The sequence below is a fragment of the Falsiroseomonas sp. HC035 genome, assembly GCF_050563525.1.
Classification (GTDB): Bacteria; Pseudomonadota; Alphaproteobacteria; order Acetobacterales; family Acetobacteraceae; genus Falsiroseomonas.
Genome location: NZ_JBNXUN010000035.1, coordinates 1 through 22,466 on the forward strand (window position 1 = coordinate 1; position 22,466 = coordinate 22,466).

The window sequence follows — 22,466 nt, forward strand, 5'->3', positions numbered from 1 at the left end:
GAACAGCCTGTCGTCGCCCGCTTCTCCATCCAGCCGATCGGGGCCGTTGTCGCCGTGCAGGGTGTCAGCGCCTTCACCCCCGTACAGGACATCTGCCCCTTCGCCTCCGTGCAGGCTGTCAGCACCACCCCTGCCGAGGATCTCGTCGTCCCCCGTATGCGCGAAGATTGCGTCGGCTGCCTCAATACCTTCCAGGCGGTCGTCAACGAAGGTGCCGTCCATGACGGCAAAAGCCGGGAGCGGGCCGGGCTGCAGAACGGTGACGGGGAGGAGAAAGGCGGAGGTGTTGCGTCCATCCGAGACTTCGATCAGCACCTCCCGCACCGTTCCGCCAAGGCCAACAAGATCAACTCCCTGCCGCAGGCGAAGGTCCGACCCGACGATCTCGAAGAAGGCGGCGTCTGGCCAGGCCACACGGTATGCGAGAGGACCGTTCGTATCCGGGTCATCGGCGATCAGACTGCCGATCGGGGCGGCGACATCCGTCGCCAGCACCACGCCGCCGGAAAAGAAGCGCAGGTCCTGCGGTGGCGTGTCGTCCACATCGAGAAGTGCGACCGCATGATTGCCCGGCAGCGCCGTCCAGACCGAGGCGATCTCGACGGTAAGACCGAGGCTAAAGATCCTCCCGGGCGCAAACTGCTCCGCGTCGAATTGCTGGTGGGTCGTGATGGTCATCAACCGGCGACTGGGGCTGAAGGTGGAAGCGAAGCGTCCAGCGTCCGGACCAGCCAGTGCGGCCGATGTGACCTCGGCGGGGAATGTGAGGTAGGCGACCCACTCGCCAGGCCGCGAATTCTCCTGGATCACGTCGGGGACGGTGCCGCCGATCGAGACAGACATTCCAAAGCCCCTCCTGGTCGAGACAGCAGGAGGCCAAGCAGGTTGAAATCACGTCAACGCGTGCTGTGGGATGTCCGAATCAACCGAGCAGGCGAGCGGCCATGGCCATCAGCACCCCACCGTTCACCAGGAACAGCGCGGCGCCAGCGATCCGGAGGGTGTTGCCGCTGCCGCGAAGGAAGAACCGACCCAGCAGGGCGACACCGAACAGCGAGGGAATGGTACCTACCGTGAAGGCCAGCATGCTCATGGCGCCCGCCAGGGCGCTGCCGGTCGCCGCGGAAGCCGCCAGAGCTGCGTACAGGAGGCCGCAGGGAAGTCCCGACAGGAGGAATCCCAGGCCGACTCCGTTCCAGCCGGTCGGCTTCGCAAGCAGCCGTGAAACGCTTCGCATCAGGACACCGGGCTGCGCCGGCGAGGCCCACGGGCCAGCGCGTCGGAGCCGGTTCCACACGCCGACCAGATACCGGCCGCTTGCGTGACCCTCCCGGCCGGTCATGGCAGTGGCAATTGCCTGGAATCGGAGGCGCCATGGGTAGGGAAGCTTGTTGAGCGCCTGTCGGACCATCAGGAAGGCGGCGAGAAGCAGCATCATCCCGAGCAGTTGCCGGAAGCCCGGCAACTGGCTGAGCGCACCGATCCCGCCCCCCCCGACCGCGCCCAACGCCGAATAGCCGAGCATCCTGCCGAGGTGGTAGGGGATGAGCCCCGCGCCGGAAAGGCGCGCCAGGGTACCACTGCCATTCTGTACGGCGTTGGCGGTTACCTGGGCGAGAACGAAGGGTGCGCACATGCCGGCACAGTGCGTCGCGCCTCCGGCGAGTCCGGCAACCAGCATGGCGAGCAGGAGAGGGCCGAGCCCGCCAGGTCCCAACGCCGTCAGATCATGAAGGCAATTCGCAAGCATCACCGACCTGTAGCGCTTCCGGGGAGCGCGAACCTTGCGCCAGGTCAAGCTGCCGGAGCCGCGGCTGGCGGCGGCGCGAAATCCGATCTACGCCCCTGCTCATGACAACCGATTCTCTTGCCGTGACGATGGGTGAACCCTCGGGCATTGGCGGCGAGATCGCCGCAAAGGCCTGGCGCGCTATCCGCGCGGCTGGTCCATCTTTCTTTTTCGTCGGCGACCCCGATCTCCTGCAGGATATCCCAATCAAAATCATCGCCGCGCCGAACGAGGCGGGCCGGCATTTTCGCGAGGCATTGCCCGTTCTTCCGATCAAGCTGCCGGTGCGCGCGCGACCCGGGCAACCCGACCCGGCCAATGCTCCGTCCGTCATCCACTCCATTGAGACGGCAGTGCAACTCGCGTTGTCGGGCCAGGCCAGCGGCATCGTCACCAACCCGATCCAGAAATCCGTCCTGACCGCGGCCGGCTTCCAGCATCCGGGTCATACGGAATTCCTTGGCGAGCTGGCAGGCGGCGACCGGCCGCCGGTCATGTTGCTCGCCTGCCCCGGCCTCCGCGTCGTACCGGTAACCGTGCACATGGCCCTGCGCGAGGCGGTCCGTACGCTCGATACGGCGCTGATCGTCGAGCATGGCCGGATTCTAGCCGATGCTCTCAGCGGCGATTTTGGGATCGCGGCACCGCGGATCGTCGTTGCCGGGCTCAACCCGCATGCCGGGGAGGCGGGGACCATGGGCCGGGAGGATATCGAGATCGTGGCTCCCGCCGTCGCCGCGCTTCGCGCCGCGGGGATCGATGCCTGGGGTCCGCTTCCAGCGGACACATTATTCACCCCTCGCGCCCGGGCCGGTTATGACTGCGCGCTCTGCATGTATCACGATCAGGCGCTGATCCCGGTGAAGACCCTCGACATGGATGGCGGCGTCAACGTGACCCTGGGCCTCCGCATCGTGCGCACCAGCCCGGACCACGGGACGGCGCTGGACATCGCCGGTCGGAACCAGGCCGATCCTGGCAGCCTCGTTGCGGCCATTCGGATGGCCGCCGAAATCGCCACCGCCCGCTCAAGGGGAGCATCCGCGTGATACCCATCCTGCTGTCTATCAATGTCGATCACGTGGCGACGTTGCGAAATGCGAGAGGCGGTAGCTTTCCGGACCCCATCGCCGCGGCACATCTCTGCCTGGCCGCTGGCGCCGAGGGGATCACGATCCACCTGCGGGAGGATCGGCGCCACATCCGGGATCGCGATGTCGACCGCATGAAGGCGGAGGTCCCTACGAAGCTGAACCTGGAAATGGCTGCGACATCGGAGATGGTCGCGATCGCTCTGCGTGTGCTGCCGGAGGCAGTCTGCCTGGTGCCGGAGAAGCGGCAGGAGCTGACCACCGAGGGTGGGCTGGATGTGGTGAAAGGCGGTCACGACCTCGCGGATATGGTCCGGCGGCTGAACGACGGCGGCATCCGGACCTCGATCTTCGTTGAAGCGGACCCGGCGCAGATCGAGGCCGCGGCCCGGATCGGGGCACGCTGCGTCGAACTGCATACCGGCGGCTATGCCGATGCCAAGCCGTCCGACCGCCCTGCTCACCTCGCCCGGCTGGCGGCAGGTGCCAAGGCGGTCGAGGCGGCTGGTATGCTCTGCCATGCGGGACACGGTCTGGACTTTGACTGCATCGCCGGAATTGCCGCCCTCCCCGAGGTTTCGGAGGTGTCGATCGGGCACTTCCTGATCAGCCAGAGCATCTTCGAGGGCCTGCCATCCGCGGTGCGCCGGATGCGAAGCCTGATCGACGCAGCGCGAAGTCCGCAGGGCTGATGCCATTATGCAACTGTTGCATTCGGCAAGGCACGGACCTTGCTCAGTGCAATCCGAAAGCTGGTCGACCAGGGCGGGCTTAAGGGAGCATCAGGCAATTCCGGTACAAGCCACAGCGAGAGCTCGCCAGACCATCCCCATCTGGTCCCTCGGCCAGCCAGAGGTGATCCCGGCCATTCGGGCACCGAGGCGCTCTGCGAACGTGATCCCGTTTCCGCCGGCGCCGGCGCGGCGCCGCCGCGTACTGACCTATCCAGCGACTATCGCGATTCCGGAGCGTGCGCCGGGGTCAACCTGGGCTGTGGGAGAACCTTATCCGGTAAGGTCGGTTCTGGCGCTACTGTCGCCGATCTGCATCATCGGCTGCGTCATCGCGCTGCTGCACATCCTCGCCTGACCAGCGAGGCTTGGCAGTTGACGAAGGCGCATCGTCCGGCCAGCGTCCAGGGCATGAACGTTATCCAGGCCGACCCAACCGGTGAGACTGAACGCCATGCCGCCATTCACGCGGCGACCTTGACGCTCGACACCCATGTCGACATCCCGTGGCCAGACACACCCGATCCGGCCGGGGCCACGACGCGGCGCGTCGACTTTCCAAAAATGCAGGCTGGCGGATTAAAGAGTGTTGTCTTCATTGCCTTCGTGCCGCAGGGGCCGCTGACCGCGGAGGGCCATGCAAAAGCCGGCGTGCGCGCGGAAGCGATGCTGAGGGCCATCGCCGCTACGGAAGGCGATGCTCCGCTGCGCCGGCGCGTCTGTACGACGCCCGACCAGCTTGAATCCTGCACCGCCGCCGGTGACCTTGCCATCCTGCTTGGGGTCGAGAATGGCTACGCCATGGGCGAGGATCTCGGTCGTCTCGCTCTTTGGCGCCGCCTTGGCGCCATCTACCTGACGGTGACGCATGATGGGCACAATGCGCTATCGGACGCGGCACGACCGCGTCGGGACCTTGGCGATTCGGAAATCCTGCACGGTGGCCTTTCGGCATTGGGACGCGCCGCGATCCAGGAAATGAACCGCGTCGGCCTCATCGTGGATGTCTCGCATGTCGCTCGCAGCGCCATGCTGCAGGCGGCCGAGTTGTCGCGCACGCCGATCGTCGCCACCCATGCCTGCTGCCGCAGCCTGCGCGACCATCCTCGCAACCTGGATGATGCCCAACTCGACGCGCTTCGGGATGTGGGCGGCCTGATCCAGATCACCGCCGTCGGCGGGTTCCTGCGCGCGCCACATCCCAACGGCACTTCGGCGGCGACGCTCGCCGACTATGTGGACCATGTCGACTACGCCGTTCGCCGGATCGGCATCGACCATGTAGGGCTTTCCTCCGACTTCGATGGCGGCGGCGGCGTTCCCGGATGGGAAGACGCGTCGATGACCGGTGCCGTCAGTGCAGAACTGCTTCGGCGCGGCTACGGGCCCCGGGAATTGGCGCTGCTGTGGTCGGGCAATTTTCTTCGCGTCTGGCGCGCGGCCCTCAGGGCCGCGCGCTGACTGGCAAGACGGTGATCAGGCGTTGGTGAAGTTGATCCGCTCCATCCCGAAGAACTTCACGACCTGACCGTTCAGGGTGATCTGGCCGTTCGACGGTCCGTTGAAGACGATCGAGTTCCCCTCGAACCGGTAGGACCCGCCCTCGTACATGGCAATGCTATGCGAGGTTAGGCTGCTGAAGGGCGTACCCTCGACGACGACTGAGTCGTGGCCTGGGCCGCCGTGGAACTCGTCATTGCCGTCGCCCGCGCTCCAGACGAAGGTATCGTTGCCGTCGCCGCCGAACGCCTTGTCGTCGCCCGTGCCCATGCGGAAGGTGTCGTCGCCGTCGCCGCCATGTGCCTGGTCATTGCCGGCACCCGCCAGGAACGAGTCGTTGCCGCTGCCCTGGGGCTGCCAGGATCCGTCGCTACCTGCACCCCAGGTATTGGAACCCGCCAGGTTGTCAGCACCCGCCGTGCCGGTAACAACGTCGCCGCCCGTGGGCGCCGGCGGAGGGGGCGGGGGCGGCTGCGCGGAATGGCCATCCGGCATGGTGAGTTGCTCGATTCCGAAGAAGCGGACGGTCTCGCCGTTCAGGGTGATCTGGCCGTCCGTCGGGCCATTGAACACGATGCGGTTCTCGACGAGCGTGTAGCCGATGCCATTGACCTGCAGGCCATTCAGCACCTGCTGCACGGATGCGCCTTCGACCACTACGGTATCGGCACCCGGGCCGCCGTGCAGTTCGTCGTTGCCATCGCCGGTCCGCCAGAACAGAACGTCGTGGCCGTCACCGCCGAACACCTTGTCGCCGTGCCCGGCGCCGCCCCGCAGCAGGTCGTCTCCGTCGCCGCCATGCAGTTCGTCGGTCCCGCCGCCACCGCTGAGGTTGTCGCTGCCGCTGCCCACGGGCTGCCAGTTGCCGTCCGAACCCGGCGCCCAGTTGTTCGAGCCCATCAGCTTGTCGCTGCCGTCCCCGCCCACCAGGGTGTCGTTGCCGGAACCTCCGGACTGCTCCCTGAACCCGCCAACGACACCATCAAGCGTCTCTTTCCTGATTTCCTGCGGACCCTGGCTGGACATCGTTTTGTTCTCCCGACTGCGTCTCAGGCAAACCTAACGAGGAGGGTTCGGCTCGACAACATGGGATTGAAAGTTCTACGCTAGGTTTTATCTATCAGCGAATCAGTCCATTCCAATGGGAATCCTCATCCACCCCGGGCGAGATGCTTAGTATTGAGATGCCGCCCGGAGATCCATCCATGCCAACGCCGCCCGCTCTCTTCCGCCGAGAGGCCGTAGCTGAAGCGGCGGCACCGGACCGGTATGATGAAGCCCTGCGTGTCATGCGGCCTTGGACCTGGGGTGTCGGCGGCGGGCTGCTTGGACTGGCCCTGGTCGGGCTGGTCTGGGCTTCGCTCGTCGACGTTCCTGTCAAGGTGTCCGGGCGCGGCATCCTGTTGCCGCCAGGCGGAGTGGTCGACATCGTCGCCGATACGGACGGCCGCATCGAATCCCTCGCCGCCCGTCCCGGCAGCCGGGTCGAAGCCGGCATGCCGGTGGCACGGGTCGATCAATCGGAGGTTCGGCTGCAACTGGCGCTGGCGGAGGGCCAGGCCACCGATGCCGCCCGCCATCGGCGGGAGTTGCTGGATTTCCACCGGCGCGAGGAAGCCGCCGCGGATGCCTTCCGCATCGCCCGTGACGCGGCGCTGACGCAGAACCTGCGCCTGCTCGAGGAGCGGCTCGGCATGATGATGCAGCGCGAGGACGTGTTGCAGGGACTGTCGCGCCAGAACCTGGTGAACCGCGACCGCGCGCTGTTCGCCCGCGTCGAGGTGTTCCAGGTGCGCGAGCAGATTGCCGCCGCGCGCAATGAGCGCGAGCAGCTGGTCCTCGACCAGGCGCTGAAGCGTACCCAGCGCGAGCGCGAGACAATGGAGGCTGAGCGCCGGGCGGACGAAACCGGCCGCCAGGCACAGGCGCTGCGCGACCGACTGCTACGCCTTGGCGCCGTCCTCGCGCCGTATTCCGGGATCGTGGTGGAGGCGAAGGTGAATGAGGGACAGGTGGTGCAGCGCGGTACGCCGTTGCTGACCATCGAGCGTGATCCGGCGTCCGGCCCCGGCGGGCCTGTCGCCATCCTCTATGTCACCGCGCAGGACGGCAAGCGGCTGGCGGAGGGCTTGCGCGTGGAAGTCTCCCCGTCCTCCACGCGGCGGGAGGAGCACGGCTTCGTCCACGGCCGCATCATCCGCGTCGCCCATGTTCCGGCGTCTTCCGCTGGCCTGCTGCGCACGCTGCAGAACGACCAGCTGGTGCGCAGCTTCACCACCGACCTCGGCACCCCCTTCGAAGTCGAGGTCGCCCTGGACCGAGATGCGGCAGCACGCAGTGGCCTGCGCTGGTCCACCGGCGGCGGGCCCGACTTTGCCATCGAATCCGGGACCCTCGCCGAGGCGGAGTTCACGGTCCGATCCGTGCGGCTCATTGGCCTGGCCTTCCCGGCGCTGCGTGGCTGGCTGACCAGCACCGCGGAGGCTGCCAGTCCTTGAAGGATCCGGGCTTGAAGCCATCGCCGAGGCGGACCCGCACCACCCAGAGCGTGAGGACGCCCACGCTTCTCCAGATGGAGGCTGTGGAATGCGGTGCCGTGGCGCTTGGCATCATCCTCGGCCACTACGGCCGCTGGTGTGCGCTTGAGGAATTGCGGGTGGCCTGCGGCGTTTCCCGCGACGGCAGCCGCGCCAGCCACATCGCCGCCGCAGCGCGCCAGTTCGGCATGATGGTACAGGCCTTCCGCCTGGAGCCGGGACATCTGGCCGAGATGAAAATGCCCCTGATCGCGCATTGGGGCATGAACCATTTCGTGGTGATCGAGGCGATCGGACCGCGTCACGCGCACATCAACGACCCTGCAAGCGGCCCCCGCCGCATCACGATCCAGGAGCTCGACCGCAGCTTTACCGGCGTCGCCCTCACCCTTGAGCCCGGTCCCGACTTCCAGAAGGGGGGGACGCAGCCGCGCGCGATGTCTGGAATCCTGCGACGGCTCCGTGGCAACGAGGCCAGCTTCGGTTTCCTCGTTGGTCTCAGCGTACTGCTGATGGTTCCGGCTCTGCTGGTGCCGGCCTTCTCGCAGGTCTTCGTCGATGACGTGCTGGTGGCCCGGTTCGACAGCTGGCTGCAGCCGCTGCTGTACGGCATGGCGGGCGCGGCCGCGGCAATGGCCGTCATCACCTGGTTGCAGCTCGACCTGCTGCTGCGGCTGGAGACACGACTTTCGGTTTCCGGGTCTGCGGCGTTCCTGGAGCGCCTGACGCAGTTGCCGGTTGCCTTCTTCGCACAACGCCATCCGGGCGACGTCACCGGACGCGTCATGCTGAACGATCGCATCGCTCGCCTCGCCTCCGGCGATGTCGGCAGAGGTCTGCTCGGGCTGGTCACCGCCTCCGCCTATGCCGCGGCCATGCTTCTGTATGACGTGGCGCTGACCCTCATCGTGGTCCTTGCATCGGCCGTGAATCTGGCGGCGCTCGCGTGGCTCAGCCGGTCGCTCAGCGATGACAACCAGCGCCTGCTGTCCCGCACGCTCCGCTCCGACGGCTTGGCGAAGCAGGGGCTGCAGATGATCGAGACCTATCGGTCATCCGGCAGCGAATCCCTGCTCCTGGCACAGCTGGCCGGGACGAGGGCGGGAGTTGCCAACATCACGCAGCGCCTGGCCCTGCGGCGCGCCATGTTGGAGGGCCTGCCGGCCTTCATCGCCATCCTGGCCGCATCGGCCGTCCTGGTCCTTGGCGGCCGCCAGATCATGAACGGCGCGATGACGGTGGGGCAGCTCGTCGCCTTCCAGGCCCTGGCGATGGGCTTCATGGGGCCCGTCGCGCAACTCATCGCCGTCGCCACCCAGTTGCAGGACGCCAAGGCCAACCTGACCCTGCTCGAAGACACCATGCACCATCCGCTTGCCGCCGAATTCGCCGCGGCGCCAGCAAAAGCCGCCGCGGCACGGTTCGCCGGCCACATCGAACTGCGGAGCCTGGTCTTCGGGCACAGCCGGCTGGAGGCGCCACTGCTCGACGGCGTCTCCCTGCGGCTGGAGCCGGGCCGGCGGCTTGGGATCGTCGGCGGGTCAGGTTCGGGAAAATCCACGTTGGCGCTGCTGATCGCAGGTCTTTATCGCCCGTGGTCAGGCGAAATCCGCATCGACGGCAGGCTGCTCGACAGCATCCCGAGGAACGAGTTGCGGCGGGAAGTCGCGGTAGTCGACCAGCAGGGATACCTGTTCGACGGCACGATCCGCGACAACATCGCGCTATGGGACCTGACCCTGGCGGACGAACGCCTTGTCGAGTGCGCGCAGGACGCCATCATTCACGATGAAATCCTGGCGCGGCGCGGCGGCTATGCGGGCGTGGTTTCGGAGGAGGGCAGGAACTGGTCCGGTGGCCAGCGGGCCCGCATCGAGATCGCCCGTGCCATCGCGACCGACCCTTCGATCCTGGTGCTGGACGAGGCGACGGCGTCGCTCGATAACCGTTCCGAAGCGGCGCTGATGCGCAACCTGCGACGGCGCGGCTGCACAATGATCATCATCGCCCACCGGCTGGCCCTGGTTCGGGAGTGTGACGAGGTCATCGTCATGGACCGCGGCCGCATCGTCCAGCAGGGCCACCCCGACGAACTCGCACGGGTCCCTGGCGTGTTCCGCACCATGCTCGCGAGCGGCTGACCATGCCGGACAACCTGCCGGCGTATTCCCTGCCACAGCCGGGCGCGCCGGAGCCGCCCGTCGCGACTCTGGCGCTGCCGTCCCATGCGCCCTTGTGGTTGGATGATCCCGGACTGCGATGGCTTGTCCTCGCCGGATCCGTGACGCTGTTCGCGACCCGCCCCGGGCGACCGCCAGCCACCGAAGGCCCTCGCCGCTACATCGGCACGCTGACCTCTGGCAGCCTGCTCTGCGGGTTCGGTACGGACGACACCGGCGCAACCCTCATCGCGGTCGGCTCGCCGGAGACGGTACTTCAGCCGCTTGACCAGGGCAGCTTGGCGGCATCGGCTGAATCGGCGCCGCGCCTGGCTCTTGCGGCCGGCGGCTGGTGCCGCGCCTTGGCCGAGGGACTCGCGAGGCCGATGTCGCCCCGGCCCCGAGCCGATATCGCCGTCTCCGGGACCACCGGGGCCATACACGCAACGCCCGGCGCCACCATCGCCGCGCGCGGTGCAGCGGTCTGGCTGCGCCTGCCCTCCGGAACCTGGCTGCTGTTCGGGCTGGAGCCGGTTCAGGGCGTGATACCCTTGCCGCCCGAAGCCTGGCTGACCGGCAGCGGCGGCACCATCGAGCCGCTTCAGGCGGTCGATGCGGTGACGCGGGAAGACTGGCAGCTCGGGCTGCAGGCCTTCAACACCGCCGCACTGGGCGCATTGTCCTCGGCGCTGGCACTCGACGCCGCGGACGAGCTCAACCGGCTTCGGCTGCGCGCCGAGCGGGACGATGAGGCTGACGCCGAACAAGGCTCCGCCTTCGCGGCCATCCTGGGTAACCCGGCCAGATCCCAGGTAGACAGCGATACTGATCCCTTGATGCCGGTGTTCCGGGTGGTCTGCAGCCATCTCGGCATCCGTCCGAAACGGCCAATCCGGGTCCGCCGCGCCGATATCGACGCCCTTCCCACCCTGGAGGAACTGGCGCGAGCCTCAGGCCTTCGGCTGCGGCCGGCGCATCTGCCCGAGGGTTGGTGGCAGGACGATCACGGCCCCCTGTTCGGCAGGCTCGCCAGCGGTGAAACGGTTGGTCTGCTGCACAAGGGCCAGGGCTATCACCTGTACACCGCCGCCCGACCAGATGGTGTGGCGCTTGATCCCGGGCTGGCGCAGCAGATCGGCCGCGATGCACGCGTCCCGCTGATCCCCCTGCCACGCAAGGCCCTCGGCCTGCTGGACTTGGTCGGCAGCGGCATGCGCGGCAGCAGTGCCGATGTGACCGCGATCTTCGTGACCATGCTCATCGGCGCGGCGCTCGGGCAGGCCGTGCCACTTGGCACGGGCATCGCCTTCTCCCTGCTGGTTCCAGGCGGCCACCTGTCCGAACTGGCCCAACTCGGCGCCGCCCTGGTCCTGGTCGCGGGCGTTGCGTGGGTGGTGAAGCTGGGCAGCGACATTGCCCGGCAGCGGATCGAGGCACAGGCCGGCCCGGCGCTGCATGCTGCGATCTGGGACCGGGTCATGCGCCTGCCGATGACGACGTTGAACCGCCAGACGGTCGGCGAGACCGCAGGCCGTGCCCAATCCGCGATTTCGCTGGCCGCGCAGCTGCGTGCCTTCAGCTTCATTATCATCAGCGCACTCGCCACCATCCTATCCGCGGGCATTCTGATGCTGCTCTCGCAGCCGCTCGCTGCGGCGGTCGCCTTTGGAATGCTGGTCCTGCAACTCGGCGCGGCCAACCTGGCGGGCTGGCTTCAGGCTCGCGCCTTTGCCACCGGTGAAGCCCTGTCCGGCATGGCGGATGCGATGGTTTTCCAGATCGTCGCCGGGCTGGTCAAGCTGCGGCTGTCGGGCGGGGAGCGGCGCGCGCAGACGGTCTGGGCCGGCCGCTTTGCAGAAATGCGTCGCCGCATGACGGCGGCCCGCCAGATCGGCAACGCCTACGATGCCTTCGCCGCCGGCTTCGCGATCCTGTCGACCGCGGCGGCATTCCTCGTCATCGCGATGATGCAGCGGGTGGAGCCGGGGCGACCGCCGCCCAGCCTCGCCACCGTCATGACCTTCATCGCAGCCTATGGGCTGATGGTCGCGTCGGGTGCACAATTGGCGAAGACGCTGTTCGCGCTGTGGTTTCTCATGCCGACCCGCAAATTCGCCCAGCCCCTGCTGGACGCCTTGCCGGAGGTCGATACCGGCAAGGTCGATCCCGGCCGGCTGTCCGGCGGCTTGGCCCTGTCCAACCTGTCCTTTCGCTACGGCCCGGCCGAGCCCTGGGTCTTCGCCGGACTGTCCCTGAACGTCGACCCGGGTGAGTACATTGCCATTGTTGGCCGGTCCGGCGCTGGCAAATCGACGCTGGTGCGCCTGCTTCTGGGCATGGAGGAGCCTAGCGCCGGCGCCATCTACATGGATGGCCAGGACATTCGCGGCCTGGACCTTGCTGTGGTGCGCCAGCAGGTCGCCACCGTGCTGCAATCTGGCCGGGTCCCGCCAGGCAGCCTGCGGGATGCGGTGCGCGGCCTGTCATCCGCGACCGAGGCGGAGCTTTGGCAGGCCCTGGAACAGGCCGCGCTGGCCGAGGATGTGCGGGCCATGCCGATGGGGCTGGAAACCATGCTGACGGATGCCAACCGGGTGCTGTCTGGCGGCCAGGTCCAGCGCCTGCTGCTGGCACGTGCCCTGGTGCAGAAGCCGGCCATCCTAATCCTGGACGAAGCCACCAGCGCGTTGGACAACCTGACCCAGCGCGCGACCATGCGGGCCGTCCGCAACCTGCCGTCAACACGCATCGTCATTGCACATCGCCTTTCGACCATCCGCAACGCCGACCGGATCCTGGTGCTCAACGAGGGGAAGATCGCCGAGAGCGGAACCTTCGAGCAGCTGCTTCAGCGCCGCGGCGGCTTCTTTGCCCGGCAATATTCGGAGGAGGCCCGCTGGCAGGCCTCCTCCCGTGCCGCATCGGAACCGAAGGCGGAGCCGCCCTCGCCTTAGAGCGTCAGGCCGCCGTACGGGCGGCGCCAGGGGAAGACTGGATGGCCTGCCAGACCCGCTCCGGCGTCGCCGGCATGTCGATGTGCCGGATGCCCAGTGGCGACAGTGCATCGACCACGGCGTTCATCACCGCCGGAAGGGAGCCGGCGCAACCCGCCTCGCCGCATCCCTTTGCCCCCAACGGGTTCGTGGTCGCCGGCACAGGATGGCTGACGAAGCCGATCGGCGGCATGTCGCCAGCCCGCGGCAGCGCGTAGTCGAGGTAGCTGCCGGTCTGGAGCTGTCCGTCCTCGCCGAAGGCGACGCTTTCCAGCAATGCCTGACCGACGCCCTGCGCGATCCCGCCATGCGCCTGGCCGGCGACCAGAAGCGGATTCACGATGACACCGAAATCGTTTACCGACATGTAGCGGTCGACCCGCACGATGCCGGTCTCCGGGTCGATCTCAACCTCGGCGACGTGGCATCCATTGGGATAGGCCTGCGGCGCCTGGTCGAAGACATGGGTGACATCCAGCGTCGCCGGCACGCCCTCCGGTAGCGACGGCGCTGCCCGCAGCCTGGCGGCCAGTTCCATGATGCCGATGCCGCGGTCGGTGCCGGCGATCAGGAAGCGACCTTCGCCAACCTCCGCATGCGCCTCGAACTCGATGTCGCCTGCCGCCGCCTCCAACGCCCAGGCCGCCGCTGCGCGCCCCTTTTCCACCACAAGCTCGGCGGCTTCGACGATCGCGGCGCCGGAGGCCATCAAGGACTTGGAGCCGCCGGTCCCGCCACCCGCCACCAGCTCATCGGAATCGCCCTGGAGCAGTCTGATCTGGTGGAAGGGGATGCCGATGGACTGGTGCAGCACCTGCGCGAAGGCGCTCCAGTGGCCCTGCCCGTAGTCCAGGGTGCCGGTGATGATCGTCACGGTGCCGTCCTTCTCAAATCGGATCCCGCCCTGCTCCTTGGTCGGCGGCGCCGTGCATTCGAGGAAGTTTCCAATGCCCAGGCCGCGTAGCAGGCCCCGCTCGGCGCTGGCTGCCTTGCGCGTCGCGAAGCCCGCCACATCGGCTGCCTCCAGCGTTCGATCCAGCAACGCGGTGAAGTCACCGCCATCATAGGTGCTGCCGGATGCCGCGGCGTAGGGGAACTGGTCCGGGCGGATATGGTTGCGACGGCGCAGGTCCAGCGCGTCGATCCCCATCTCCCGCGCCGCCGCCTCGATCAGGCGCTCCATGAAGTAGTTGCCCTCCGGCCGCCCAGCGCCGCGATAGGCTGAGACCGGGGAGGTGTTGGTCAGCAGGCAGCGGGTCGAGACCTCGATCAGCGGTGTGGCGTAGTTGGACTGGACGTTCTTCCAGAAATTGCCCGTGCCCATCAGCGGCGCGACAGTAGACAGGTAGGCGCCCATGTTGGCGAAGGATGTCAACCTGACCGCGAGGAAGCGGCCTTCCGCATCAAGCGCCAGTTCCGCCGCCACCTCATGGTCGCGGCCGTGCTGGTCCGACATGAAGCTGCCGGTCCGCTCATCCGTCCACTTCACCGGCCGGCCCAGCTGCTTCGCGGCGTGCAGCAGGCAGGCGTATTCGGGGTAGGCGTTGGCCTTCATGCCGAAGCTGCCGCCGACATTGCCGGTGAGGATCCGCACCTGCTCCGTCGGCACCTTCAGGATCTCGTTCGCCATCTGTGCGCGCAGGCCGAAGACACCTTGGCAGCCCAGGCGCAGCACATGCCGCCCGTCCTCGAAGCTGCCGATGGCACTGCGCGGTTCCATAGCGCAGACAACGATGCGGTTGTTGCGGATGGACAGCCTGGTGACGTGGGCCGCGCTTGCAAAAGCTGCCTCGACCTTGGCGCTGTCGCCCTGGTGGAAATCCAGCACGAGGTTGCCGGGAATCTCCTCATAGAGTTGCGCTCCGTCAGCCGCCGCCGCGGCGGAAGCCTCGGTGACTGCCGGGAGCATGTCGATGTCGAGTTCGACCGCCTCGGCCGCATCCTTGGCCTCGGCGCGCGTCTCGGCCACGACGAAGGCCACCGGATCACCAACGAAGCGCACCTTGTCGGTCGCAAGCGGGTGGCGGAGCGTGGTGCGCAGTGGCGATCCGTCCCGGTTCTTCAGCGGCATTCCGCACTTCATCGGACCGTAGCCCGCCGCCACCAGGTCCGCGCCGGTCCACACGCCCAGGACACCCGGCATGGCAAGCGCCGCCTCGATCCCGATGCCGCGGATGACGCCATGCGCGTAGGGACTGCGCACCATGACGCACCAGACCTGGCCGGGCAGCGTGATGTCGTCCGTGTACCGCCCCTGCCCCGTCAGCAGAACGGGGTCTTCTGCGCGCGGGACGGGTTGGCCGATGCCGAATTTAAGGCGGGTCGTATCCAGCATGTTGGTGTCGGGCATGGAGATCCTCGCGGCTTGACTCGATCAACCTGGGCAGCGACGCGAGCCTGGTAAGAGGCGACGCCATTGCCCGAGCATGCAGGATTGTCGCTCCGGGCTGCCGCACGCGCAAATGAGGCGCCTCTGGCCATCCACATCGATCCGCCGCAGAAGGCGGAGCATGAGCGATACCCAGCCCTCCACCAGCCAAGCCACGAGTGGCGTCGATATTGTCGGCGCAGGTCCGGCGGGGCTGATCGCGGCGGAAATCCTGGCGCAGGCCGGCATTCCGGTCACGGTGCATGACCAGATGCCTTCGGTCGGTCGCAAGTTCCTCATGGCAGGGCGTGGCGGCCTTAACCTGACGCATTCCGAACCGCTGGACATGTTTCTGGCGCGGTACCGCCCAGCCGCGCCGCTGCTGCTCGATGCGGTGCGGGCGTTCCCGCCTGCCGCGCTCATGGCTTGGTGCCAGGGGCTTGGCATCGAGACGTTCCAGGGCAGCAGTGGCCGGATCTTCCCGACGACGTTCAAAGCATCTCCTCTGCTGCGCGCCTGGCTGGAACGCCTTTCCACGCTGGGCGTCGCCATCCAGCCGCGAAGCCGGTGGCTGGGGTGGGCGGAGGACGGGGGCGCGCACTTCGCCGACGCGCCGGCGCAGCCTGAACTAGGCGCCACGATCTTGGCACTCGGCGGTGCCTCCTGGCCACGACTCGGCTCCGACGGGCTGTGGCCTCAGGCCCTGCCGGGGGTGCGGGTCGCCCCCTGGGCTCCCTGCAACATGGGATTCCATGTTGAATGGTCAGAATATTTCCGGTCGCGGCACGACGGCGCGCCATTGAAGCGCATCGCGCTTCAGTTCGAGGGAAACCGGGTGAGAGGCGAGGCTCGGGTGACCCTCCGCGGCATTGAGGGCCAGGCAATCTATGCCCTTTCAGCCCAACTCCGAGAGGCGATCGCCGCACGCGGTCCGGTCGAGGTCCTGCTGGACCTCTGCCCCGATCTACTGGACCGGGAGGTGGCAGCACGGTTGGCGGCGCGGCCGCGCGCAGAGTCGCTGTCCAACGGGCTCCGCAAGGCCCTGTCCCTGCCACCGGTCGCAGCCGGCCTGATCCAGGAAGCCCTGCGTCGCAGCGGGGGGTCGATCCCGCATCTGGTCAAGGCCCTGCCGATCAGGGTGACGGCCCCGGCGCCACTCGCACGCGCGATCTCGTCGGCGGGCGGTCTCGACTGGTCGGAGTTGGACTCGCGCTTCATGCTGAAAGCACGGCCTGGCGTCTTTGCCTGTGGCGAGATGCTGGACTGGGAAGCACCGACTGGCGGGTACCTGCTGCAAGCCTGCTTCAGCACCGGCGTCGCCGCAGCCCACGGTGCACTCAGATGGATCGGCGAACAGCACGGCGTCAGACCGGCACCGCGCCGGGCGGCTTCAGCGCCATGAGGACGAAGGAACTGCGCGTCTCCTTAACCCCCGGCATCCGCAGCAGCGCCTTCAAGGCGAAGTCCGCATAGGTTTCGAAATCCGCGGCGACGACGTGCAGCATGTAGTCCATCCCGCCGCTCATCGCGTAGGCGGCCACGACCTCCGGCCGTGACGCCAGCGCCCTGTGGAAGCCGCTCGCGACGTCTTCGGAATGGGATGACAGGGCGACCTGTACGAAGGCCTGGATGGGCAGGCCGACCCGCGCCGGATCGACCACGGCGGCATAACCGGCAATGACACCCGCTTCCTCCATCCGTCGGATGCGCCGCAAGCATGGTGTCGCCGAAAGGCCCACCTGCTCGGCCAGGAGCGTGACGGCGATGCGGCCATCCTGCTGCAGGACCCGAAGGATGCGTCGGTCCATATCATCCAGGCTAATGGTGGATTTGGCCATGCGAAGGCTCCGCTGTGGTCGAACTGCGTAGCCTAGGCAGATTTCGTGGCCAAATTCGGCGAAATTCGTTCCCGGCGATGCCCTAGCCTCCACAATCGCAGCTCAGGTAGCGAAGGAACGCTCATGGATATTCCGCCAGATCGCACGGCCCTTGCGGGCCGCATCTCCCAAGCCAACCCGATGGGCACGGACGGCTTCGAGTTCGTCGAGTTCACCGGCCCCGACATTCCCTACCTCGAGGATCTGTTCCGCCGCATGGGCTTCATGGCGGTGGCGCGCCATCGGTCGAAGTCGGTCACGCTTTGGCGGCAGGGTGACGTGAACTTCCTGATCAACGCAGAGCCCGAAAGCTTCGCGCAGGCCTTCGCCAAGGTGCACGGCCCCTGCGCTTGCGCCATGGCCTTCCGGGTGGCGGACGCAGCCCAGGCCTATCGCCGAGCCCTGTCGCTGGGCGCCAAGGCCGTGACCGGGAAGGTCGGACCCATGGAGTTGAACATTCCAGCGATCGAGGGCATCGGCGGCTCGCTTCTGTATTTCGTCGATCGCTACGGGCCCCGCGGTACCATCTACGACGTGGACTTCACCTGGATCGGCGAGACCGATGCCAAGCCGGCAGGCAGCGGTTTGACGGTCATTGATCATCTGACGCACAACGTGCATCGGGGCCGCATGGATGTCTGGTGGCAGTTCTACGCAGACCTCTTCAACTTTCGCGAGATCCGGTACTTCGACATTGAAGGCAAGCTCACCGGCCTGAAGTCACGCGCGCTGACCTCCCCCTGCGGCCAAATACGCATCCCGATCAACGAAAGCTCCGACGACCGGAGCCAGATCGAGGAGTTCCTGCGCGCCTATCACGGCGAGGGAATTCAGCACGTCGCACTTGGGACCAGCGACATCCACGCAAGCGTGGAGGCCATGCGGCAGGGCGCCGTAGCGTTCCTGGACACACCCGAAACCTACTACGAATTGCTGCCTCAGCGCCTGCCGGGCGGTGGCATCGACCTGGAGAGACTTAGCCGCAACCGCATCCTCATGGATGGCGCGCCGACTCCCGAAGGTGGCAGGCTGCTGCAGATCTTCACCGAGAATGTGATCGGTCCAATCTTCTTCGAGTTGATCCAGCGCCAGGGAGACCAGGGTTTCGGCGAAGGAAACTTCAAGGCGTTGTTCGAGAGCATCGAGTTGGACCAGATCCGCCGCGGCGTGCTCACGACGCCGGATCATTGACTACCCGGGGCCGCAGTTCCTCGATGAGCCGCTGCTCCTTCGCCAGGCGCGTCCTGCGCCTCAGAAGGTTTTGAGTGGCAACTTCCGCAGCCAGGACCTGTCCGGCGATTTCGGCTTTAGCGACGGACTCCAGAGCCGGCAGGAGCTGGGCGCGGGCCGCGGCTTTCGAATGGACCGCATCTGCCGACTGCCGCCGCGCCGCGGGCAGCCAGCGTGCGAAGTCGCTGGCGGAGGCATCTCCTCTCTCCGCCGTAAAGGCCGCCAAGGCTGCGGCTTGAGCGGCCTCCGCCTGGGACTCGGCCCGCCGCGCCCGCCCAAGCAGGTCGCGCGCCTGGTCCATCTCGACCCGCAGCATAAGTCGCATGACGTCTAACGGACTAATGCGGCGCATTGAGGAGGGCCTCCCGCAACTGCTCGAAGGCTTGTTCGAGGGTCGAGACCTCGCCTCGTGCCTGATGCATCACGGCTTCGACCCGCGGCGCTTGGCGTAGGGCCCGGTCGGTGTCCGCATCGGTACCCACTCGGTAGGCGCCAAGCCGCACGAGTGCCGCCATTTCGTCACGCAGCGCCAGCGCCTTGCGCGCCTGGCCTGCAAGATGCGCCTGTTCGGCAGTGAGACAGCCGGGCACCGACCTCGAGAGGCTGCGTAGTACGTCCACGGCGGGATAGCGACCGCCCTCGGCGATGCGCCGGTCCAACACGACATGCCCGTCGAGAATGCCGCGGACCGCATCGGCAATAGGTTCATCGTGATCGTCGCCCTCGACGAGCACCGTCAGCAGCGCGGTGATGCTGCCGGCACCCGGACCGCCAGGCCCGGCACGCTCAAGCAGCGCCGGCAATTCGCGGAAGATGCTCGGCGGGAAACCGCGGGTCGCAGGTGGCTCGCCGGCCGCGAGGCCGATCTCGCGGCAGGCCAGCGCGAACCGGGTTACAGAATCGAGCAACAGGAGAACGCGCTGACCCTGGTCGCGGAAGAACTCCGCAGTCGCAACGCTCGTATAGGCGGCTTCGCGCCGCAGGGCCGCCGGCGCGTCCGAGGTCGCGCAAATCACCACGCTTCGCGCCAGGCCTACCGGGCCCAGGTCATCCTCGAGGAATTCACGCAGTTCGCGGCCGCGTTCACCGACGAGTCCGAGCACGATGGTGTCGAAGCCAGCAGCGCGCGCGAGTGTTGCAAGCAGTGTGGATTTTCCGATGCCCGATGCCGCGAACAGGCCGAGGCGCTGCCCCTCTCGCACGGTGCAGAATGCATCAAGGACACGAACGCCGAGGCTGATCGGCGGACCAAGGCGCTGGCGCGTCGCCGCCGGAGGTGCGGCTGCCCGGATTTGCCTCAACTCCAGGACATCCGTGAGGCCACCCAGGCCGTCGATCGGGCGGCCGAGAGGATCAAGCACCCGCCCCCGCCAGCCAGGCCCGATGAGAAGACCGGCCCGGTCATCAAGGCAGGCTCCGGTTCCCTCCGCAACGCGGTCGGTTTCGCCGAACATCACGGCGCGGGCTTCGGATCGGCTGACCGAGACGATCTCTGCCAGAACCCCGGCGTCATGGGCCGCCGCAACATGGAGACGATCCCCGATGGCACAGGGCGGCCGGAAACCACTGACCCGGACGCTCAGCATGTCCGCGCTGCTGACGCGACCCTGCCGTCGGAAGCGGGGAATCGTTCTCAATGAGAAAGCAGCTAAGCGCCAAGCTCGCACAGACTAATCCCGAAAAAAATGAAATTCCACTTAAACAGATTGCTGCGGGCAAGGATGCATTTTTTCAATGAATAACCTCTTCACAGTTCGCGTCCAGGTGGTATCGTCACACGCATCAGGTGTGCGGAGGCCCCCCATGCGCGTCCTTTTGGTTGAAGACGACACAATTGTGGCGCGAGGTGTTGCGCTCGCGCTGAAGGCGGCGACCATGATCGTCGACACGGCCGATACAGGCGAGGAGGCGCTCGAACTGGCGCGCCTCTACGACTACGACATTGTCGTCCTCGACCTGATGCTACCCGATATGGAAGGGTATGAAGTCGTCAGGCGGCTGCGCGCGGCCAGGCTGGAGACTCCCGTCCTGATCCTGTCCGGTCTGACCCGGCCGCAGGCGAAGGTGCGGGGCTTCGGGATGGGCGCCGACGACTACATCACGAAGCCCTTCGACCAGCAGGAGCTGGTCGCGCGCATTCAAGCGATAGTCCGGCGCGCCAAGGGATTCAGCCAGCCCACCCTGTCCGTCGGGCCACTGACGCTGAACCTGGGTTCGCGCGAGGTTCTGGTCGATGGGCGAGCCGTACACCTTACGGGAAAGGAGTATGCGGTCCTGGAGCTCCTGACCCTTCGCAAGGGGATCGTGCTGACCAAGGAGGCTTTTCTGAACCATCTCTACGGCGGGATGGATGAGCCCGAGGTCAAGATCATCGACGTGTTCATTTGCAAGCTACGCAAGAAGCTCGCAAGTGCCGGCGCCGCCGAGCTGATTGGAACCGTATGGGGACGTGGCTACGTGCTCCGTGAACCAAACGGAGGGCTCCGCGTCGGCCCGGGTTCCGACGGCCGGGGCGGTCCAGCCAACGCCGCCGCCTGAGCCTGGCACCTGCGCGCCGCCAGTAACCTCATTGGAACATCGACAGGAAGCGAGCCGTACTGGAATTTGGCAAGCTTCCGTCGAATGGCCAATCATCAAGCCGATCTAGGCTGCAGCGCGCTGTGCTGCGACAGCATAGGCACCGCGCTCCCCCGGAACCGGCACCAACTTGTCGGTCAATCCCAGGACCGTCTCCGCACCGCCAAGATATAGCACCCCACTGGGAGATAACCGCCGCGCCAGCGCCTCCAACACGTGTCCTTTGGTTGCTGCGTCGAAGTAGATCAGGACATTTCGGCAAAATATGGCCTCGAACTGGCCAACTCCGGAAAATTCCTTGAGCAGGTTCCTCTCTTCAAAACGCACCATGCTGGCAATTGCTGGCAATATCTTCCACTTGGTTCCATCCTGCCGGAAATACTTGACAAGAGACCGTATCGGCAGGCCGCGCTGAACTTCGAACTGGGTGAATATTCCTTGGCGCGCTTTCTGCAAAATTTCCGCGGAGATATCGGTCGCCAGGATCTCGACTCGGCTGTCCGGACGACCCGTCACCGCATCGGCGACCAGCATCGCGATCGAGTAGGGCTCCTGCCCCGTAGAGCAGGCTGCCGACCAGATCCGCAGCGGCTTACCCGGAGTGCGGCTCGCTAGAAGTCTAGGCAGGCTACGAGCAAGATGATCGAAGGGCTTGCCGTCCCGGAAAAACGAGGATTCGTGGGTCGTCAGCGCCTCCACCACGGACCGCTCAAGCGCCTCCTCCGTCTGATGCCGTAGTCGTTGACCGAGGGCCGCGAGCGACACGAGGCCGAACTTCGTTAGAACGGGGCCGAGCCGCGTTTCCAGCAGGTAGGCCTTATCGCTGGTCAGTACGATCCCAGACCGTCGGCGCACGACGCCGGCAATCTCGGCGAAGTCATCGTTGGTCATGTCCGTCTTCCATCTGCGCAGGCCGCGACGATACGGGCCGCTATGTCGTCAACGGTGAGGATCGCGGTCGCCAAGCCAGCTCGGGCGACCGCTCCGGGCATACCCCAGACAACCGAACTGGCCTCGTCCTGTGCCAGCACGACCCCGCCTGCTGTGCTCACGGCTCGGCACCCCGCGAGACCGTCACTCCCCATGCCGGTCAGTATGGCCACCAGCAGCCGTCCCTGGCAGGTCGCGACCAGACTGCGAAGCAGCGGATCAACCGCCGGTCTGCAGAAATTCTCAGGGGCACCATCGCCAAGATGCGCGACCAGGCCGCCAGCCACTTCTCGGACGATCAGGTGCCGGTCGCCAGGCGCGAGATACAGGCGTCCAGGCAAAAGACTCTGGCCCTCCCCCACCTCGCAGCACGGCAGCGTCCCTATCCGGTTCAGGTGATCGGCAAGCAGGGTGGTGAAGCCCACTGGCATGTGTTGAACGATGATGACAGGCGCACCAAGCGGCCGATCGAGCCGCGCGACAAGGGCTGCAAGTGCTTGTGGCCCACCGGTCGAGGACCCGATCGCGATTGCCCTGGGCCTTGGCATGGTCGTGCCAAGCCATCCCGCCGCCGCACGAGGCAGGGCCGGCCGCGGTGAAGGGCGCCGCATGCGCGCCCAGCCTTTCACCTTCGCCACCAGTTCAGCTTGGAACTGGCCGCCACTCATGCCGCCTGCAGCCGCC

18 protein-coding genes are annotated in these 22,466 nt (G+C 66.8%); 9 read left to right on the forward strand and 9 right to left on the reverse strand.

Annotation, left to right across the window (positions count from 1 at the left end; genetic code table 11):
- Both ACLF3G_RS28470 and ACLF3G_RS28475 read right to left on the reverse strand, forming a co-directional pair.
- Positions 1–843 (reverse strand): calcium-binding protein (locus ACLF3G_RS28470; RefSeq protein WP_430672757.1); only part of this gene is annotated, 843 nt, incomplete at its 3' end.
- A 79-nt stretch (positions 844–922) separates the two neighbouring features.
- Positions 923–1,798, reverse strand: a complete 876-nt coding sequence (locus ACLF3G_RS28475) for a sulfite exporter TauE/SafE family protein (protein WP_430672758.1) — start codon at positions 1,796–1,798, stop codon at positions 923–925.
- 53 nt (positions 1,799–1,851) lie between these two features.
- Here ACLF3G_RS28475 and pdxA point away from each other — a divergent pair, with 53 nt between their 5' ends.
- Genes pdxA through ACLF3G_RS28490 form a run of 3 tightly spaced genes read left to right on the forward strand, consistent with a single transcriptional unit; the run spans position 1,852 to position 5,072 of the window.
- Positions 1,852–2,838, forward strand: coding sequence for a 4-hydroxythreonine-4-phosphate dehydrogenase PdxA (pdxA, locus tag ACLF3G_RS28480; protein ID WP_430672759.1), 987 nt, complete (start codon positions 1,852–1,854; stop codon positions 2,836–2,838).
- A complete protein-coding gene (locus ACLF3G_RS28485) occupies positions 2,835–3,572 on the forward strand; it encodes a pyridoxine 5'-phosphate synthase (protein WP_430672760.1) in 738 nt (245 codons plus the stop codon). Before pdxA ends, ACLF3G_RS28485 begins: the two co-directional genes overlap by 4 nt.
- Before the next feature lie 39 nt (positions 3,573–3,611).
- On the forward strand, positions 3,612–5,072 hold the full coding sequence (locus ACLF3G_RS28490) for a dipeptidase (RefSeq protein WP_430672761.1): 1,461 nt from the start codon (positions 3,612–3,614) through the stop codon (positions 5,070–5,072).
- A 15-nt stretch (positions 5,073–5,087) separates the two neighbouring features.
- Here the strand turns inward: ACLF3G_RS28490 and ACLF3G_RS28495 are convergent, their stop codons facing one another.
- Positions 5,088–6,137 carry a calcium-binding protein gene (locus ACLF3G_RS28495; RefSeq protein WP_430672762.1) on the reverse strand — a complete coding sequence of 350 codons (1,050 nt, stop codon included), beginning with the start codon at positions 6,135–6,137 and terminating at the stop codon, positions 5,088–5,090.
- Between the two features lie 179 nt (positions 6,138–6,316).
- Here ACLF3G_RS28495 and ACLF3G_RS28500 point away from each other — a divergent pair, with 179 nt between their 5' ends.
- The 3 genes from ACLF3G_RS28500 to ACLF3G_RS28510 are packed head-to-tail and all read left to right on the forward strand — an operon-like array spanning position 6,317 to position 12,761.
- Positions 6,317–7,609, forward strand: a complete 1,293-nt coding sequence (locus ACLF3G_RS28500; RefSeq protein WP_430672763.1) for an NHLP bacteriocin system secretion protein — start codon at positions 6,317–6,319, stop codon at positions 7,607–7,609.
- Positions 7,610–7,659: 50 nt separating this feature from the next.
- Positions 7,660–9,789 (forward strand): NHLP family bacteriocin export ABC transporter peptidase/permease/ATPase subunit, encoded by a 2,130-nt coding sequence (locus ACLF3G_RS28505; RefSeq protein ID WP_430672764.1) that lies wholly within the window; start codon positions 7,660–7,662, stop codon positions 9,787–9,789.
- Positions 9,790–9,791: 2 nt separating this feature from the next.
- A complete protein-coding gene (locus ACLF3G_RS28510) occupies positions 9,792–12,761 on the forward strand; it encodes an ATP-binding cassette domain-containing protein (RefSeq protein ID WP_430672765.1) in 2,970 nt (989 codons plus the stop codon).
- 4 nt (positions 12,762–12,765) lie between these two features.
- Here the strand turns inward: ACLF3G_RS28510 and ACLF3G_RS28515 are convergent, their stop codons facing one another.
- The gene (locus ACLF3G_RS28515) at positions 12,766–15,150 is read right to left on the reverse strand and encodes a xanthine dehydrogenase family protein molybdopterin-binding subunit (protein ID WP_430672766.1); all 2,385 of its coding nucleotides are present in this window, start codon (positions 15,148–15,150) and stop codon (positions 12,766–12,768) included.
- 160 nt (positions 15,151–15,310) lie between these two features.
- Between ACLF3G_RS28515 and ACLF3G_RS28520 the strand changes: the two genes are divergently transcribed.
- Positions 15,311–16,570 (forward strand): TIGR03862 family flavoprotein, encoded by a 1,260-nt coding sequence (locus tag ACLF3G_RS28520; protein ID WP_430672767.1) that lies wholly within the window; start codon positions 15,311–15,313, stop codon positions 16,568–16,570.
- On the opposite strand, the gene ACLF3G_RS28525 is transcribed toward ACLF3G_RS28520, so the two are convergent.
- Positions 16,533–17,006 (reverse strand): Lrp/AsnC family transcriptional regulator, encoded by a 474-nt coding sequence (locus tag ACLF3G_RS28525; protein WP_430672768.1) that lies wholly within the window; start codon positions 17,004–17,006, stop codon positions 16,533–16,535. The genes ACLF3G_RS28520 and ACLF3G_RS28525 overlap by 38 nt on opposite strands.
- Before the next feature lie 45 nt (positions 17,007–17,051).
- Here ACLF3G_RS28525 and hppD point away from each other — a divergent pair, with 45 nt between their 5' ends.
- Positions 17,052–18,236 (forward strand): 4-hydroxyphenylpyruvate dioxygenase, encoded by a 1,185-nt coding sequence (gene hppD / locus ACLF3G_RS28530; RefSeq protein ID WP_430672769.1) that lies wholly within the window; start codon positions 17,052–17,054, stop codon positions 18,234–18,236.
- Here hppD and ACLF3G_RS28535 read toward each other — a convergent pair.
- Positions 18,217–18,591 (reverse strand): hypothetical protein, encoded by a 375-nt coding sequence (locus ACLF3G_RS28535; protein WP_430672770.1) that lies wholly within the window; start codon positions 18,589–18,591, stop codon positions 18,217–18,219. The genes hppD and ACLF3G_RS28535 overlap by 20 nt on opposite strands.
- Before the next feature lie 22 nt (positions 18,592–18,613).
- Positions 18,614–19,942 (reverse strand): FliI/YscN family ATPase, encoded by a 1,329-nt coding sequence (locus tag ACLF3G_RS28540; RefSeq protein WP_430672771.1) that lies wholly within the window; start codon positions 19,940–19,942, stop codon positions 18,614–18,616.
- A 136-nt stretch (positions 19,943–20,078) separates the two neighbouring features.
- On the opposite strand from ACLF3G_RS28540, the gene ctrA reads away from it, so the two are divergent.
- On the forward strand, positions 20,079–20,813 hold the full coding sequence (gene ctrA / locus ACLF3G_RS28545) for a response regulator transcription factor CtrA (RefSeq protein ID WP_430672772.1): 735 nt from the start codon (positions 20,079–20,081) through the stop codon (positions 20,811–20,813).
- A 105-nt stretch (positions 20,814–20,918) separates the two neighbouring features.
- On the opposite strand, the gene ACLF3G_RS28550 is transcribed toward ctrA, so the two are convergent.
- Positions 20,919–21,743, reverse strand: coding sequence for a CheR family methyltransferase (locus ACLF3G_RS28550; RefSeq protein ID WP_430672773.1), 825 nt, complete (start codon positions 21,741–21,743; stop codon positions 20,919–20,921).
- The coding region (locus ACLF3G_RS28555; RefSeq protein WP_430672774.1) for a chemotaxis protein CheB at positions 21,740–22,466 on the reverse strand (727 nt) is incomplete at its 5' end. The genes ACLF3G_RS28555 and ACLF3G_RS28550, both read right to left, overlap by 4 nt.